Raw genomic sequence first — 16,332 nt, 5'->3', positions numbered from 1 at the left:
CTGATGCCTCCGTATCAGGGGGTCACCGTTTTGCTCTCGCGACCTGCGGTTATGGGCTGATAAACTAGCGCACGTCGGCTGCATGTCCGCGTGGAGGTCGCCGAGTGCTGTTTTCTCGAATACCTGAACCTCGGGGCCTGTACGACCCCGATCAGGAAACCGATTCGTGTGGTGTAGCCGTGGTAGCAGACACCTCTGGACGCCACCTGCATTCCATTGTCGACGATGCGCTCGCGGTCCTGGGCAATCTCTCCCATCGCGGCGCAGTTGGGCGCGAATCCAACAGCGGAGACGGCGCGGGCATTCTGATTCAGCTGCCGACGGAGTTCTTCGACGCGGTGACCGAGTTCGAGCTTCCACCACCCAACGCGATGGGTGAGAACACCTACGCGGCCGGAAACTGCTTTCTCCCGGTGGATCAGGAAGCACGTTGGCGCGCGGTAGTTCGGATACACCGGTACGCAGCGGCAGAAGGACTGCGGATTATCGGGTGGCGAGAGGTGCCGGTCGACCGCGACTGCGTCGGAACCGTTGCCGCGCAGTGCGCTCCGTACATCAGTCAGTGTTTTGTGACGTGCGCCGAGTCACGGGATCGTAGTGTGGGCGGAATTGCCTTGGACCGACGAGTCTTTGCCCTCAGGAGACAAGCCGAGCGGATTCACTCGGCCGACACTGCAGTGTATTTTCCCTCGTTGTCCGCCCGAACCATCGTGTACAAGGGCATGCTGACGCCGACGCAGTTATCCGGTTACTTCACCGACCTACGCGACGACCGAATGCGAACTGCGTTGGCAGTCGTGCACAGTCGATACTCCACGAACACATTTCCGTCGTGGCCACTCGCTCAGCCGTATCGCTGCATCGCCCACAACGGCGAGATCAATACGATTGTGGGAAACAGGAATTGGATGCGCGCTCGCGAGCCGATGCTGCGGAGCACACTTTTAGGTGGGGACATCTATCGCCTGTTTCCGATCTGCACCCCGGGAGGATCCGACTCTTCGTCGTTCGACGAAGTACTGGAGTTTTTGACGCTCGGGGGCCGCAGTGTGCAACACGCCATCGCGATGATGATTCCCGGAGCCTGGGAGAACGATTCTTCGATGCCCGACGAGATAAAGGCCTTCTACCAATTTCACGGTTGTCTGATGGAACCGTGGGACGGTCCGGCGTCCGTGACGTTCAGCGACGGCATTGTTGTCGGGGCCGTGTTGGATCGCAACGGTCTTCGCCCAGGGCGATGGTGGCGGATGAAGAACGACCGTATCGTGTTGGCCAGTGAGAGCGGCGTGTTCGACGCTCCCACGTCCGAGGTGTTGGAGAAGGGGCGCCTCGAACCGGGACGCATGTTTCTCGTGGACACCGCTCGCCATCGGATCGTTTCCGATGCGGAGATCAAGTCCGAACTCGCGAGCACAGCCCCCTACCGGGACTGGGTCGACGGGGGATTGGTCGACCTCGAGGACATCCCCGAGACTGCGCCTGCCCGAGGCGATCCGGCTCCGCTGTTGCAACGGCAGTTGCTCTTCGGATACCACGCCGAGGACCTGCGGGACATTCTTGTCCCGATGGCAAGCTCAGGATCGGAGCCGTTGGGATCGATGGGTGTCGACACGCCTCTCGCCGTTCTTTCGGATCGGCCGAAGCTGTTGTACGACTACTTTATTCAGCTCTTTGCTCAGGTGACCAACCCGCCATTGGACGCGATTCGCGAGGAAGTCGTCACTACGCTTGGTGTCACCCTCGGCGCTGAGCAGAACTTGTTCGAAGCGTCGGCGCTGTCGTGCCGAAGGATTGTTCTCGACAAACCGGTGATCGGACCGGGGAAGATGGCGAAGGTCGCCGAACTATACGGCGCAAGAACTCCGAGAAGCGCTGTCCTTCGCACAGGTTTCGATCCGAGGGGCAGTCTCACCGAAGGCGTCGAGAGGCTTCGTGAGTCCGCCCGAACAGCTGCCGCAGCCGGAATCGAGATTCTGGTGATCTCCGACCGTGGATCAGGCCCTGAGCAGGCTCCCATTCCGTCATTGCTCGCAGTATCAGCCGTGCACCACGATCTGGTTCGTCATGGCCTGCGGACCAAGGTTTCCCTTGTCGTCGACTCGGGTGACGCGCGCGAAGTTCATCACATCGCGCTGCTGATCGGCTACGGTGCGGCGGCTGTCCACCCGTATCTTGCTCTCGAATCTGTCCAAGCCCTCAGCGAGCAGGACGAACTTCCCGGGATAGATCCGAAGACTGCGTCGGACAACTACCTGAGAGCAACAAATTTCGGCGTGCTCAAAGTGATGTCGAAGATGGGAATCGCTACGGTTCACTCCTACACGGGCGCACAGGTATTCGAGGCCGTGGGCTTGGGTCGAGAGTTGGTCGACGAATACTTCTGCAACACACGGAGCCGGATCGGCGGGATCGGTATCACCGAAGTCGCGCGCGAAGTTCTGATGCGCCACACGGCTGCGTTCTCGTCGTCCGCAGTGCAGCATCGTCAGTTCGACAATCGTCAGTTGACCGACAGCGGACAGTACCGGTATCGCCGCGATGGTGAATTGCATGTGTTCACACCCGAATCCGTGTTCTTCCTTCAGCACGCGACCCGGACGGGGCGAAGTGAAATCTTTCGCCGCTACAGCGATGAAGTCGATCGACTGAGCGCGCAGGGCGGAACACCGCGGGGATTGTTTCGATTTCGGTGTGAGGTTCGTCCGCCGATTCCGCTCGATCAGGTCGAACCCGTCGAGATGATTCTCGCTCGATTCAACACCGGTGCGATGAGCTACGGCTCCCTCTCTGCGGAGGCGCACGAGACGATGGCGGTTGCGATGAATGCTCTCGGCGGGCGTTCCAACACCGGTGAGGGCGGAGAGTCGCCGGAGCGGTTGCGTGACGACAAGCGTCGAAGCGCAGTCAAGCAGGTCGCGAGTGGGCGCTTCGGGGTGACCAGCGATTACCTGGTCAATGCCACCGACATTCAGATCAAGATGGCCCAAGGTGCCAAGCCCGGTGAAGGAGGGCAGCTTCCGGGGTCCAAGGTGTACCCGTGGATCGCGGAAACCCGGTACTCGACGCCTGGGGTCGGGCTCATTTCTCCGCCCCCGCACCACGACATCTATTCGATCGAGGATCTCGCCCAATTGATCTACGACCTCAGATGCGCAAACGATCGTGCGCGGATACACGTGAAGTTGGTCAGCGCAGTCGGAGTCGGGACTGTTGCGGCAGGTGTGGCCAAAGCGCACGCCGACGTGGTGCTGATCTCCGGTCACGACGGCGGGACGGGTGCTGCGGCACTCTCGTCCATCCACCACGCGGGTACGCCGTGGGAGATCGGGCTGGCCGAAACTCAGCAGACCTTGGTGCTCAACGGGTTACGCGATCGGATCGTCGTCCAGTGTGACGGGGGTTTGCGCACGGCGCGGGACGTCGTCGTCGCCGCGTTGCTGGGAGCGCAGGAGTACGGGTTTTCCACGGCGCCACTCATCGCGGCCGGGTGCGTCATGATGCGGGTATGTCATCTCGACACCTGCCCCGTCGGAGTAGCGACGCAGAATCCCGAACTGCGCGAGCGATTCACCGGCCGGCCCGAGTACGTCGAGAACTTCTTTCGCTTCATCGCCGCCGACGTACGACGGTTGTTGGCAGAACTGGGGTTTCGAAGTATCGACGATGCGCTGGGGCACGCAGACGTATTGGAAATGTCTCCGGCGGTGGCGCATTGGAAGAGTCGGACGTTGGATCTCTCACCACTCTTCGACGTTCCGGCCACGCCGGCCGGCGCGGCCTACCAACCGTATGTACCTGTTTCGAGCGAACTCGAACGCACCCTGATCGAGTTGGCTGCGAACTCGCTCGAGGACGCTCGACCCGTGCATATCGAACTGCCAGTACACAATACGGATCGAGCGGTGGGAACGAGGCTGGGCGCTGAGGTGACCAGACGCTACGGCGCCGTCGGGCTACCTCAAGGCACCATCGACGTCGTGCTCAGTGGAACGGCAGGCCAGTCACTCGGTGCGTTCCTGCCACCGGGCATCTCGCTGGTCGTTGTCGGCGATGCTAACGATTACGTGGGAAAGGGGCTCTCGGGTGGACGAATTGTGCTTCGGCCGAGTGAGGACGCACCCTTCGTGGCCGAGGAGCAGGTGATTGCCGGCAATACGCTGCTGTACGGCGCTACGAGCGGTGCGCTCTATGCCCGGGGGCGTGTCGGGGAACGATTCGCGGTGCGCAACTCGGGTGCGGTCGCTGTGGTGGAAGGCGTCGGCGACCATGCGTGCGAGTACATGACCGGGGGTCGCATCGTCATCATCGGCCCAACCGGTAGGAACCTTGCTGCGGGAATGTCCGGCGGACTTGTCTTCGTACTCGACGTGAAGGCAGAAAAGGTCAACCGCGACATGGTCGTTCTGGAGCAGCCCTCGGCGGAAGACTGTCGTCAGCTGGTCGACATTCTCGGCGAGCATTTGGTTGCGACCGGCTCGCCGGTGGCGGCAAAACTTCTCGACGACTGGGTTGGCCAGAGTCCGAGATTCACCAAAGTCTTGCCTGTCGACTACCGGAAGGTCGTGGAAGAGAACGAACTGGTGGAGCCGGCTCATGCCTGACGCACGCGGGTTCCTCAACGTGAAACGTTCCGACGCACCGACCAGACCGACCGACGTGCGCGTCGGCGACTGGGCGTCGGTATACGAGTCGCTGGATCTCGTCGTGCGGAATCGAGACGTATCTGCACAGGCCTCGCGTTGCATGGACTGCGCTGTGCCGTACTGCCATTCGGCCGACGTAGGGTGTCCGCTCGGCAATCTCATTCCGGAATGGAACGACCTGGTTCGGCGTGGACGGTGGTCCGAAGCCTCGGAGAATCTGCATTCCACCAACAATTTTCCCGAGTTCACCGGACATCTGTGCCCCGCACCGTGCGAAACGGCGTGCGTTCTCGCACTCGACGACGAGCACACGTCGGGGGGTGTCACCATCAAGCGCATCGAACAGGCGATTGTCGACAACGCCTGGGAGTCGGGTTGGTTGGGGCCGCAGGCTGCGGTAGTTCACAGCGGAAACCGTGTTGCGGTTGTCGGTTCGGGACCGGCGGGACTGGCCGCGGCTCAACAACTGACACGAGCCGGACACAGTGTCACGGTGTTCGAGCGGAGCGATCGGATCGGGGGACTGCTTCGCTACGGAATTCCGGAATTCAAGTTGCCCAAGGCCCTCATCAACCGGCGGCTGGACCAACTGACCGCCGAGGGGACCAGATTCGTCACCGACTGCGCCGTCGGAGTGAACGTGAGCGCGCACGACCTCTCGACGGATTTCGAGGCGGTAGTCCTGGCGGTCGGGGCTGATCGTGCCAGAGACACCGACGTACCGGGTCGTAGTCTTCGCGGAATCCATCGTGCGATGACGTACCTGCGGGCGGCCAACCACGAATGCGAGGGTGATGGTGCGTCGAGCATCTCGGCGCGAGGTAAGAACGTCGTGATCATCGGTGGCGGCGACACGGCCGCCGACTGCCTCGGCACGGTGCATCGCCAAGGCGCCCTCTCGGTGACGGAATTGGATTACCACGTCCCACCTCCGGCACACCGCGATCGAGATCGCGACCCATGGCCGCTGTGGCCGCGGCTCCTACGCACCTCGCCGGCGGACGAGGAGGGCAGTGACAAACGATTCCGATGGGCGGCGCAGGAATTTCTCGACGATGGTGGGGGTGCGGTCCGCGCAATCCGGATGGTTCCGGTAGCCGTGTCACGAGCGAAGGACGGACAACGGACCCTGGTGGAGACCGGCGACACGACGGATCTGGTGTGTGAGATGGTCCTGCTCGCTCTGGGTTTCGACGGCGTCGAAACCGCCCCGCTGCTCACCGACCTTGATGTCGGCACCGATCCACTCGGCAGAATCGAGTGTGATGTCGGGTGGCAGACCCGGACACCCGGCGTATTCGTCTGCGGCGACGCGCATCGCGGGGCGTCGCTGGTCGTGTGGGCGATTGCCGAGGGACGGTCGGCCGCACGTGCCGTCGACATGTTTCTCACAGGCGAGTCGGCGCTTCCGGCTCCGGTTCATCCAAAGGCATTTCCGCTGTTCGTGAGCTGACCAACTGAATCGAGTAAGTACAGAAAGTGCAGGTCGCAAATGCCGGATAGAAGTGCGGTGGGGTAGCGACTAGGCTCGAGCCGTGAACCGACGGACAAAAATTGTATGCACACTTGGACCTGCGACAGCTTCTGGCGACCGCATCCGTGAGCTCGTGGAGAGCGGCATGGACGTGGCGCGCCTCAACTTCAGCCACGGCGAGCATGCCGATCACGAAGAAAACTACATTCGCGTCCGCGCCGCGTCGGACGCCACCGGAAAGGCCGTCGGTGTTCTCGCCGACCTTCAGGGGCCCAAGATTCGCCTCGGCCGATTCAAGGACGAGCGGACCACCTGGGCCAACGGTGAAGAGGTTCGTATCACCGTCGACGACGTCGAGGGAACGCACGATCGCGTCGGGACCACGTACAAGGAATTGGCGCGCGACGCCAAGGCCGGCGATCGACTGCTGGTCGACGACGGAAAGGTCGGCCTGGTCGTCACGTCCATCGACGGCAACGACGTCGTCTGTCGGGTCACCGAAGGCGGTCCGGTCAGCAACAACAAGGGCCTCTCACTGCCCGGTATGAACGTCTCCGTTCCAGCCCTGTCGGGCAAGGACATCGCCGACCTCGAGTTCGCTCTCAAGCTGGGTGTCGACTTCATTGCACTCTCCTTCGTTCGCTCACCGGCGGACGTCGAATTGGTTCACGCCATCATGGATCGAGTCGGGCGCCGCGTTCCCGTCATCGCGAAGCTCGAGAAGCCCGAGGCCATCGACAATCTCGAAGCCATCGTGCTCGCGTTCGACGCCGTCATGGTCGCCCGCGGTGACCTCGGTGTCGAGTTGCCGCTCGAGCAGGTCCCGCTCGTTCAGAAGCGCGCAATCCAGATTGCTCGTGAGAACGCGAAGCCGGTCATCGTCGCGACGCAGATGCTCGAGTCGATGATCGAGAACTCACGTCCCACTCGCGCAGAGGCATCCGATGTCGCCAACGCCGTTCTCGACGGCGCCGACGCAGTCATGCTCTCGGGCGAGACTTCGGTGGGCAAGTACGTCATGGAAACCGTTCGCACCATGGCCCGCATCGTCGAGGCCGTCGAGAACGAATCGACCCGTGTCCCACCGTTGACCCACGTCCCGCGCACCAAGCGCGGTGTCATCTCGTACGCAGCACGCGACATCGGCGAACGTCTCGACGCCAAGGCCTTGGTTGCGTTCACTCAGTCCGGTGACACGGTGCGTCGACTGGCTCGTCTGCACACGCCGCTGCCGTTGCTCGCCTTCACACCGCTGCCCGCGGTGCGCAGTCAGCTGACGCTGACGTGGGGAACCGAGACGTTCCTGGTCGATGCGGTGGCCACCACCGACGAGATGGTGCGTCAGGTGGACAGTGCGTTGCTCTCCCTCGGGCGGTACGTCAAGGGCGACCTCGTGGTCATCGTTGCCGGATCCCCTCCGGGAACTGTCGGTTCCACCAACCTCATTCACGTCCACCGTATCGGCGAAGAGGACCACTGAGTGACCCACGCGAACGCGTCCACCGACCTCGGTACTCTCCTCGGTCTGTTGGATCTGGAGCAGATCGGTGAAGACGCGTTCCGTGGATACCACCCGAAACAGGTAGGTTCGCGGACGTTCGGCGGTCAGTTGGTGTCTCAGGCACTGATGGCCGCCGGGCGGACCGTCGACGGTGATCGCCCCATCCATGCGGTGAATGCCCATTTCATTCGCGGCGGAGATGTCAAGGCGCCCATCGAGTATCGGGTGGATCGTCATCGCGACGGGCGGGCGTTCGCCAACCGTCAGGTGACTGCCTATCAGGGTGAGAACGAATTGTTCGTGATGCTCGCGGCGTTCCAGGACTCCGGCAAGGGGCTCGACCATGCTGTCGAGATCCCGGATGTTCCACTTCCGGAGTCGTTGCCTCCCATCGGCGATCATCTGGTGGGGTACGAGGAAAAACTGCCGCATTTCAGTGCGGCGCTCAAGCCGATCGACATGCGGTACGCCAACGATCCGGCGTGGATCCTCAAGGGCACCGGCGAGAAACTCAACCACAATCGGGTGTGGATGCGCCCCGACGGTGATCTGCCGGACGATTCGCTCATTCACGCTGCGACGCTGGCATATTCGTCCGACACCACCGTGCTCGATTCGATTCTGACCACTCATGGTTTGTCCTGGGGTCATGATCGTATCGTCGCGGCGACGGTCAATCATTCGATCTGGTTCCATCGCCCGTTCCGGTTCACCGACTGGGTTCTGTACGCCACCGAATCGCCGGTCGCCGCAGGTTCGCGCGGTCTGGCAACGGGACGGTACTTCTCGGTGGAAGGACTGCTGTTGGCGACGGTGGTCCAAGAAGGAATGATCAGGCATTTCCCGCGTAAAGGGGAATGAGATGCGGGCCCGAGACTGAACTCGGGCCCAGAATCAAGCAGACTTGCGATATTGCGGTGAGAGTTCGTCGGCGCGGTCCCACGGAGACCAGTCGACTTCGCGTCCATCGAGTTGGGCCGCAACAACTTCCAAGCCCGCGTGCCAACCGGCGGCGTGCGCGTACGCGGACTCTTCGTCTTCCATCGTGTGGGTGAGAGTCAGCCAACAGCCGCCGGTGCCGTCCGGTGCCAGTTCCCAATGCAGAGTATCTGCGTCCCAGAGGAATTCGAGAATTCGGTGCGGGTGGACGCTGATGACCGTCCCGCGCGTCACGTGATCTGCGGGCAGTCCGAAACGCTCGACTTGTTCCGGTGTCACCTTGAACAGTAGATCCGCGCCGGGAGTGAGATCGAAATCGACGTCCGCCGGGAACCAGGCGTCGAGGTACTCGCGTTCCGTTATCACTTTCCAGACCTTGTCCGGTGCGTGCGGAATCGCCAGTTGGAAGCTCAGTGACACCCGACCGTCATAGGTCAGGTTTATCTTGCCGTTGTCCATCGGTGCCTCCAATGCTTGGTGCCCGTGCGGTTGCCCCCATCGTGCCATCTAATTGCACAGGATGGAATAACTGCAGGTCAGATCGTTACCTATTGATAGGTTATGTCGATTTGTCTCGTTTTGTGAGTGGCGTTCTCGACGCGTTTCGTGGCGGTGAAGCAACCGCGCGGTACGCTGACCACGCACGACTGGCGCGGGTGGGGATTACCACCGGGGAGTGCACATCGCGAGGCATCGACCGCCTGGGTGCTTCACACATCTTGTGTGAAGGGGGATCCATGTCTACCGAGAATCGGCCTACCGAAAACGTCTCTACCAAGAATCTGTCGACCCAGACCGCGCCCGCTCGAATAATCGACGGACGCGCAATTGCCGATGGTGCGCTCGCGGACCTGTCAGTGCGCACCAGGCAGTTTCGTGATGAGGCGGGGCACGTTCCTTGCCTGGCCGCCGTCATCGTGGGAGCGGACCCGGCCTCGAAGGCGTATGTACAGATGAAGGCCAAACGATCTGTCGCCGTCGGAATGACGTCGCGGACGGTCGAACTCCCGGTGAGTACAACCACCGAAGAACTGGTCGGCGTGCTGAGAGCGTTGTCGGCGGACCCTTCGATCGACGGCATACTGCTGCAACACCCGGTGCCAGACCACATCGACGAACGGGCCGCGTTCGATGCCATCTCGGCCGACAAAGACGTTGACGGCGTCACTTCGGCATCTTTTGCGGCAATGGCGTTGACCGGTGGGGGATTCGAATCGTGTACGCCGAGTGGCATCCTGCGCCTGCTCGGCGCCACAGGCGTCGAACTCACCGGAAAGCATGCTGTCGTGGTCGGCCGAAGCCCGATACTCGGATTGCCGATGGGAATGCTCCTCCTGCGTCGAGGCGCAACGGTGACATACTGCCATTCGCGAACCGTCGACCTGGCCGCCCACGTCGCCTCGGCAGACGTCGTCATCGCGGCCGTCGGTGTTCCGGAACTGATCAAAGGGGCGTGGATCAAGCCTGGGGCAGTGGTGATCGATGCGGGGTACAACGAGGGCAACGTCGGAGATGTGGAGTACACCGCTGCGCTCCCACATGCCGGTGCGATCACACCAGTGCCGGGTGGCGTCGGCCCCATGACGGTGGCAGTCCTGCTGGAACAAACACTGGCAGCAGCAGTTCGAGCAGCGGAAGTTCGGGCATGCAGTGAGAGTTCGGGCATGGAGTGAGAATCATGACAGTCGTGTTGAACCGGACCCCGCAATCGCCTCGGATCGATTGTGAGACCTCGGTTTCGAGACGGAGTATTCATCCGCCCCGCGATACCCGAATTACCGCGTCGAGCACCGCTGCGCTGGAATGGCTGAGCTGAGCGCGCAATTGGGTATTCGACAGTCAGCTGTGTGCTGTGGGGATGTCGATCGTCAACTGGGACGGTGAATCGGATGTCGATACGGTGTATGCCGGACGGATGTCGACCGTGCCGACAAACGACTGCAGGATCGCACTGTTCCTGGCTGCACTGTCTATGCGCGTGATGTTTTCGCCCTCGTGAGATACGGAGTTGATCGACGAATCCGATTGGACTCCCATCAGGTCGACTTGAAGTATCGATCGACTTCCGACGTCCACGACTGTGCTGTCACCCGCTCGGATTGCTTCACTGACGTATTCGGTTTTCCAGAACACAGATCCGCTTCCGTCGAAGCGATAGGTGATGCGGGTGAAACCATCGTGATCGATCACGTCGATCTCGGTCACGTCGACGCGCGGAGTCGGTGAAGGGACCTCCGTGTCGTTCGGGAACGGGGGAGGCATGGAGATCTCGGTGGATGGGGCATCGACAGGGGGAGAGCCGACCTGAAGGGTGCCGGTCTGTGTTGCAGCATCGAGCGCGGCCTGGGTGGAAGATTCGCCGGCAGTGCTGGATTCGCCGGCAGTATTGGATTGGCCGTCTGTTTGACACCCGGTGAGCAGCGCGAAAAAAGATATGGCTCCGAGCAGAGCAATCAGGCGACGACCGTTCATGGATCGAATCTAGCTGCGGTTGATCTGGGGTACAGCCGAATGCCGAACCTTGCGGTGCGGCGGCTGCGGCAGGTGGTGCCCTCGGTGAGACTCGAACTCACACTGGACGGGTTTTGAATCCGTTTCCTCTGCCAATTGGGATACGAGGGCTTGTTGCGATGACTACATTAGAAGATGCGATTTCAATGTCAAACACCGGTACCCTCTAATCGTTCGCGTCTCGTGTCGGGGCGGTTCGATGGAGGAGGATGGTGGCCATGAATTCGCCGCAGCCGCAAGGCAATCAGCTCGCACCCCGTCGTGTTGTCGTCGCTGAAGACGAGGCGTTGATCCGCATGGATCTGGTCGAGATGCTCCGCGAAGAGGGCTACGACGTCGTCGGTGAGGCGGGTGACGGGCAGGTCGCGGTGGAGTTGGCCGAGTCGCTCAAGCCTGATCTGGTCATCATGGACGTGAAAATGCCCAGGAGAGACGGCATCGACGCCGCTTCGGAGATTGCCGCCAAACGCATCGCTCCTGTTGTCATTCTCACAGCGTTCAGTCAGCGCGAGTTGGTCGAGCGCGCACGCGATGCCGGCGCCATGGCTTACTTGGTCAAGCCGTTCTCGATCAGTGACCTCGTTCCCGCTGTCGAATTGGCGGTCAGTCGTTTCCGCGAGGTGACGGCGCTCGAGCGTGAGGTCGCTGATCTTTCGGACCGGCTCGAAGCACGCAAGCTGATCGAGCGAGCCAAGAGTGTTCTGATGGTGCGCCAAGCGCTCACCGAACCTGAGGCGTTCAAGTGGATTCAGCGCGCCGCGATGGATCGGCGCTCCACGATGAAGGCGGTCGCACAGGTCGTACTGGAAACTCTGGGCGGTGAACCGGACGCTTGAGCAAAGTGTCCGGGTTACCCGGTTGCTGCGTCGACCGTCGAAACGTCGCGCAGCGCTACAGCCGTGTAAACACTGTGCACCTTCAGATAACAGTCAGGTCACAGGGCTTTCTTGAAGGATCGCGAAACGGTTCCAAGGTCTAGCGTCTGATCCCACAGCGAGCGCCAGTTCGGGTGGCGCGAGCACCGGCTGATCTTAGGAGCGTGGGATGGCTAGACGAACACTTGTGCGTACTGCTGCAGTTCTCGGCGCGGCATCACTGGCACTTGCAGGCTGTAGCTCGGACAAGTCGGATGACTCGTCTTCGAGTGGCTCTACGTCCGGCGCTTCTGCCGCGACGACATCCGTCACGACTGATTGCACCCCGGAGCAGGCCAAGGCCGGCGCCACCCCGTCCACGGAAGCGCTGCGCATCGGCACGCTTCTTCCCGATACAGGCAGCTTGTCGTTCCTCGGGCCGCCGATGGTCGCGGGCACCCAGCTGGGAGTCAACGACGTCAATGCAGCCGGAGGCGTTCTCGGCCAACCGGTCCAGCTGATTCCCGGCGATTCGGGTGACACCACAACGGACACCGCCAATACCACCGTCGACCGCGAATTGGCTGCAGGCACTCAGGTCATCGTCGGCGCCGCGTCGTCTTCGGTCTCGCTCAAGGTGATCGACAAGATCGCCAGCGCAGGCGTCGTGATGTTCTCGCCTGCCAACACCTCGGACCAATTCGTCTGCTACCCAGACAAGGGCATGTACTTCCGCACCGCTCCGACGGACGTACTGCAGGCTCAGGCCGTCGCACAGCTCATTTCGGACGACGGTGGTCAGCGCGTAGCGATCATGGCCCTCAACGACCCGTACGGGACGGGTCTGGCGGACAACATCGAAAAGAATCTGATCGATTCGGGTGTCCCCTCCGATCAGATCGAGAAGATCATCTACGACCCGAACGCGCAGTCGTTCAACTCCGAAGTCGATCAAGTCAAGAACTTCAATCCGGATGCAGTGGCACTGGTGGGCTTCGAAGAGTCGGCGAAGATCATCACGCGCATGCACGAAGTGGGCATCGGCCCGTCGGACGGAATGGCGATGTACGGCGTCGACGGCAACATGGGCAACGCTCTCGGCGAATCCGTGGCGAAGCCGTTGCTCGACACCATGCAGGGAACGACGCCCCTGACGGACGTCGGAGCTGCCTTCCAGGATCGTCTGAAGGCTGTGAACCCCTCTCTGATCGACTTCAACTACGCCGGAGAGTCATACGACGCGGTGGTGATCTCAGCGCTCGCTGCCGAGCAGGCGAAGTCGACGGCCGGTACCGACATCGCGGCCAACATCAACAGCGTCACCGAAGGCGGCACCAAGTGCACGTCCTACGTCGAGTGCCTGCCGTTGGTGAAGGCGGGAACCGACATCGACTACGACGGCATCACCGGTGAGTTGGACTTCAACGATTCGGGGGAGCCGTCCATCGGTTCGTACGGAAAGCTCAAGTTCGGCCCTGAGAACACCCTGACCACAGAAGGATTCGTGGTGGTGGGCAAGTAAGTCGTGGGCAGGTAAGCAGCCAACGAGAATGGGCCAGGGTCTCGCGACCCTGGCCCATTCTCGTGTCTGTACTACTTCTCTTTGCTTCCAGCGAGCGTTCCCAAGTACAACTCGATCACCTTGGGGTCGTTCATCAGATTGGCGCCGGTGTCGGTGTACGCGTTCTTACCCTGATCGAGTACGTAACCGCGGTCGCAGATCTGAAGGCAGCGGCGCGCGTTCTGCTCGACCATGATGACCGAGACACCCGCAGCATTGATCTTCTTGCAGCGGATGAACACCTCGTCCTGGAACATGGGGGACAGGCCCGCGGACGGTTCGTCGAGCAGCAGCACCGACGGATCCATCATCAGGGCCCGGCCCATCGCGACCATCTGGCGTTCGCCGCCGGAGAGTGCGCCGGCCTTCACCTTTCGTCGTTCACTCAGAAGAGGGAACAGTTCACTCACGAAGGCGAATCGTTCCGCGAATGCCTTGGGACGCAGATAAATGCCCATTTCGAGGTTTTCTTCGATGGTCAGAGTCTGAAAGACGTTCTGCGTTTGAGGGACGTACCCGACTCCCTTCTGAACGAGGACGTGAGCGGGCGCAGACGTGATGTTGTCCTCGCGTAGGGTGACCGACCCTTCGCGTACCGGTATCAGTCCGAACAGTGATTTCAGGAGTGTCGATTTGCCTGCGCCGTTCGGTCCGATGATCCCGACGATTTCCCCTTCCTTCAGGAAGAAGTTGCATTCACGCAGGATGTTGACGCCGGGAATGTAGCCCGCGACGAGGCTGTCGGCGCGGAGCAGGGCACCTGCCGACAGTCGCTGATGCTCCTCGGCCGTCGCGGCGAACTCTGCAGGCGTGAGTGAACGTGCGTGGTTCTCGCTCATGGCTTCTCGTGCCTTCCGCGCGGTTCCTCGGGACTCGATTCCAGCGTCGCGGCGAGATCGGCCGGAAGGTTGTCGACGTCGGGTTCCGACAGGTCCCCGCCCGACTCGAGGGTTTCGACCTCGGCTTCAGCCAGGGCGGCGGCCAGAACGGCCGTCTCGCCCACCGGATTTCCGTTGTCGTCGAACTCGAGGGCCTGGTCATGGTGGCTGCCCAGATATGCGTCGACGACGGCTGTATTGGACGAGAGCTCGTCCGGGGTGGATTCGGCGATGACGCTGCCCTGCGCCATGACCACCACCCAATCGCTGATATCTCGGATCACGTCCATGTCGTGCTCGACGAACACGACGGTCATTCCGTCGTCGCGCAATGACTTGATGTGTCCGAGCAGGCTTTGCGTCAGAGCAGGATTGACCCCCGCCATCGGTTCGTCGAGCATCACCACCGAGGGCGAGGTCATGAGTGCGCGAGCCATTTCGAGCAGTTTGCGCTGCCCACCGGAGAGTGAACCGGCGAGGTCGTCTGCCTTGGTGTCGAGTTTGAATCGTGCGAGGAGTTCGTTGGCGCGATCGGTGATCTCGCGTTCCTGGCCTTTCCAGATCCACGGGACTAGAGATGCAAAAATGCGTTCACCACGTTGGCCGGTGGCACCGAGACGTACGTTGTCCAGCACGGTGAGTTTGGAGAGCGCCTTGGTCAACTGGAACGTCCGTACCACTCCTTTCCTGGCTACCTGGTGGGGATACATGCGGCCCAGCGATTGACCGTCCATCGACCACGTACCGGTGTCCGGCCGGTCGAATCCGGTAAGGAGGTTGAAGAGCGTCGTTTTTCCGGCACCGTTTGGACCGATGAGACCCGTGATGCACCCTCGTTGAATTTCGAGGTGATCGACGTCGACGGCCTTGAGACCGCCGAACGTCCGCGAGACGTTGTCAGCGACCAACACCGGGTCGGGTTTCGCCGATCCGGGAAGGTGAGGAACGTCGGCAAAGATCTGTGCTCTGGTATCGGCGTCAAGCATTGAGTTGCACCTCCCGCTTGTTACCCAGTATTCCCTGCGGTCTGAAGACCATCAGGAGAGCAATCATCAATCCGAGCAGGACATACCTGGTGGCCCCGACCTGTTGTTCGGTCAGCGAGAGCAGCGGATTCTCGCCGGAGATCGCCTGACGCAGCAAGGCATCAGGGATGGCGAGGAGGAACCAGAACAACATTGCGCCGACCACCGGGCCGAACACCGTTGCCGCCCCGCCCAGAATCAGTGCGCCGAACGCGAAGAACGTCTGCGCGGTCGAGTAGAAGTCCGGGTTGATGGACTTGGTCTGCAAAGCGTTGAACACCCCGGCCAGACCACCGATCACGCCGCCGAGAACCAGCGCCTGCATCTTGTACACGAAGACGTTCTTGCCCAACGATCGCGCTGCGTCCTCGTCTTCGCGAACCGCCTTGAGGACGCGCCCCCACGGACTGTGCGTCAACAGGTAGACAAATCCGCACAAGATCAAGACCAGCGTCCACCCCACGACCATCGACCAGAGGTCGTCTCCGTAGAACTTCACGCCGAGAAATGAGTACTGCTTGGCCGAGTCGAAGGGGCTCAGTGCGGTGAACGTGTCTGCGAAACCGAACAGGCCATTGGTGGAACCGGTCATCGAATCCGACGCGGTCGAGCGGAAGATCAGACGCAAGATCTCCGAGGCCGCGATGGTGACGATGGCGAGATAGTCGGCGCGCAGACGCAGCGTCGGAATACCGAGCACGAGCGCGAGAAGGCCGGCTGCGGTGAGTCCGACGAGGATGCCGAGCCAGAGCGGCTGGTCGTAGGTCACGGTCATGATGCCGACGCCGTAGCCGCCGAGAAGGGCAAAACCGATCTGACCGAAATTGAGCAGTCCGGCGTAGCCGAAGTGCAGGTTCAACCCGATTGCCAACAGTGCGTAGAAGATTGCCGACGGCCCGATCAGCTGGGCGAAGGAAACCTGGAAAGCTCCCATGATGTCCAT

At 61.5% G+C, this 16,332-nt stretch carries 12 protein-coding genes and 1 tRNA gene; 7 read left to right on the top strand and 6 right to left on the bottom strand.

The window, feature by feature from the left end:
• The first annotated feature begins 104 nt into the window (after window positions 1-104).
• From gltB to YH3_RS31055, 4 genes are all read left to right on the top strand, one after another.
• Window positions 105-4,604, top strand: a complete 4,500-nt coding sequence (gene gltB, locus YH3_RS31070; protein WP_064444638.1) for a glutamate synthase large subunit — start codon at window positions 105-107, stop codon at window positions 4,602-4,604.
• Window positions 4,597-6,099 carry a glutamate synthase subunit beta gene (locus YH3_RS31065; protein WP_007728709.1) on the top strand — a complete coding sequence of 501 codons (1,503 nt, stop codon included), beginning with the start codon at window positions 4,597-4,599 and terminating at the stop codon, window positions 6,097-6,099. Before gltB ends, YH3_RS31065 begins: the two co-directional genes overlap by 8 nt.
• A gap of 82 nt (window positions 6,100-6,181) precedes the next feature.
• The gene (gene pyk, locus YH3_RS31060) at window positions 6,182-7,600 is read left to right on the top strand and encodes a pyruvate kinase (RefSeq protein ID WP_003944038.1); all 1,419 of its coding nucleotides are present in this window, start codon (window positions 6,182-6,184) and stop codon (window positions 7,598-7,600) included.
• Window positions 7,601-8,482 (top strand): acyl-CoA thioesterase II, encoded by an 882-nt coding sequence (locus YH3_RS31055; RefSeq protein WP_003944096.1) that lies wholly within the window; start codon window positions 7,601-7,603, stop codon window positions 8,480-8,482.
• A 33-nt stretch (window positions 8,483-8,515) separates the two neighbouring features.
• Here YH3_RS31055 and YH3_RS31050 read toward each other — a convergent pair whose 3' ends face one another.
• Window positions 8,516-9,019, bottom strand: coding sequence for an SRPBCC domain-containing protein (locus tag YH3_RS31050; RefSeq protein ID WP_042923025.1), 504 nt, complete (start codon window positions 9,017-9,019; stop codon window positions 8,516-8,518).
• Between the two features lie 278 nt (window positions 9,020-9,297).
• Here YH3_RS31050 and YH3_RS31045 point away from each other — a divergent pair, with 278 nt between their 5' ends.
• Window positions 9,298-10,233: a bifunctional 5,10-methylenetetrahydrofolate dehydrogenase/5,10-methenyltetrahydrofolate cyclohydrolase gene (locus YH3_RS31045; protein ID WP_193777212.1), complete on the top strand. Its 936-nt coding sequence runs from the start codon at window positions 9,298-9,300 to the stop codon at window positions 10,231-10,233.
• 166 nt (window positions 10,234-10,399) lie between these two features.
• On the opposite strand, the gene YH3_RS31040 is transcribed toward YH3_RS31045, so the two are convergent.
• Both YH3_RS31040 and YH3_RS31035 read right to left on the bottom strand, forming a co-directional pair.
• On the bottom strand, window positions 10,400-11,032 hold the full coding sequence (locus YH3_RS31040) for a hypothetical protein (RefSeq protein ID WP_064444637.1): 633 nt from the start codon (window positions 11,030-11,032) through the stop codon (window positions 10,400-10,402).
• A 73-nt stretch (window positions 11,033-11,105) separates the two neighbouring features.
• Window positions 11,106-11,182: transfer RNA gene (locus YH3_RS31035), tRNA-Leu, on the bottom strand.
• A gap of 107 nt (window positions 11,183-11,289) precedes the next feature.
• On the opposite strand from YH3_RS31035, the gene YH3_RS31030 reads away from it, so the two are divergent.
• Window positions 11,290-11,907 (top strand): ANTAR domain-containing response regulator, encoded by a 618-nt coding sequence (locus YH3_RS31030; protein WP_003944029.1) that lies wholly within the window; start codon window positions 11,290-11,292, stop codon window positions 11,905-11,907.
• A 208-nt stretch (window positions 11,908-12,115) separates the two neighbouring features.
• Window positions 12,116-13,447 (top strand): ABC transporter substrate-binding protein, encoded by a 1,332-nt coding sequence (locus YH3_RS31025; protein ID WP_003944031.1) that lies wholly within the window; start codon window positions 12,116-12,118, stop codon window positions 13,445-13,447.
• Between the two features lie 71 nt (window positions 13,448-13,518).
• On the opposite strand, the gene YH3_RS31020 is transcribed toward YH3_RS31025, so the two are convergent.
• The 3 genes from YH3_RS31020 to YH3_RS31010 are packed head-to-tail and all read right to left on the bottom strand — an operon-like array spanning window position 13,519 to window position 16,332.
• On the bottom strand, window positions 13,519-14,325 hold the full coding sequence (locus YH3_RS31020) for an ABC transporter ATP-binding protein (RefSeq protein ID WP_007728720.1): 807 nt from the start codon (window positions 14,323-14,325) through the stop codon (window positions 13,519-13,521).
• Window positions 14,322-15,350 carry an ABC transporter ATP-binding protein gene (locus tag YH3_RS31015; protein WP_007728722.1) on the bottom strand — a complete coding sequence of 343 codons (1,029 nt, stop codon included), beginning with the start codon at window positions 15,348-15,350 and terminating at the stop codon, window positions 14,322-14,324. The genes YH3_RS31020 and YH3_RS31015 overlap by 4 nt, the downstream gene beginning before the upstream one ends.
• Window positions 15,343-16,332 carry a branched-chain amino acid ABC transporter permease gene (locus tag YH3_RS31010; protein WP_064444685.1) on the bottom strand — a complete coding sequence of 330 codons (990 nt, stop codon included), beginning with the start codon at window positions 16,330-16,332 and terminating at the stop codon, window positions 15,343-15,345. The genes YH3_RS31015 and YH3_RS31010 overlap by 8 nt, the downstream gene beginning before the upstream one ends.

Origin of the sequence: Rhodococcus sp. YH3-3 (assembly GCF_001653035.1) — a bacterium.
Taxonomy (GTDB): domain Bacteria; phylum Actinomycetota; class Actinomycetes; order Mycobacteriales; family Mycobacteriaceae; genus Rhodococcus_F; species Rhodococcus_F qingshengii.
This window is presented reverse-complemented; position numbering and strand designations above follow the sequence as displayed.

What these genes read in the sequence shown, in the direction of transcription:
- YH3_RS31010 (WP_064444685.1), bottom strand. Translation starts at nt 16,332, where the DNA reads ATGGACATCATGGGAGCTTTCCAGGTTTCCTTCGCCCAGCTGATCGGG.
- YH3_RS31040 (WP_064444637.1), bottom strand. Translation starts at nt 11,032, where the DNA reads ATGAACGGTCGTCGCCTGATTGCTCTGCTCGGAGCCATATCTTTTTTC.
- YH3_RS31015 (WP_007728722.1), bottom strand. Translation starts at nt 15,350, where the DNA reads ATGCTTGACGCCGATACCAGAGCACAGATCTTTGCCGACGTTCCTCAC.
- YH3_RS31065 (WP_007728709.1), top strand. Translation starts at nt 4,597, where the DNA reads ATGCCTGACGCACGCGGGTTCCTCAACGTGAAACGTTCCGACGCACCG.
- YH3_RS31025 (WP_003944031.1), top strand. Translation starts at nt 12,116, where the DNA reads ATGGCTAGACGAACACTTGTGCGTACTGCTGCAGTTCTCGGCGCGGCA.
- YH3_RS31045 (WP_193777212.1), top strand. Translation starts at nt 9,298, where the DNA reads ATGTCTACCGAGAATCGGCCTACCGAAAACGTCTCTACCAAGAATCTG.
- YH3_RS31020 (WP_007728720.1), bottom strand. Translation starts at nt 14,325, where the DNA reads ATGAGCGAGAACCACGCACGTTCACTCACGCCTGCAGAGTTCGCCGCG.
- YH3_RS31030 (WP_003944029.1), top strand. Translation starts at nt 11,290, where the DNA reads ATGAATTCGCCGCAGCCGCAAGGCAATCAGCTCGCACCCCGTCGTGTT.
- YH3_RS31050 (WP_042923025.1), bottom strand. Translation starts at nt 9,019, where the DNA reads ATGGACAACGGCAAGATAAACCTGACCTATGACGGTCGGGTGTCACTG.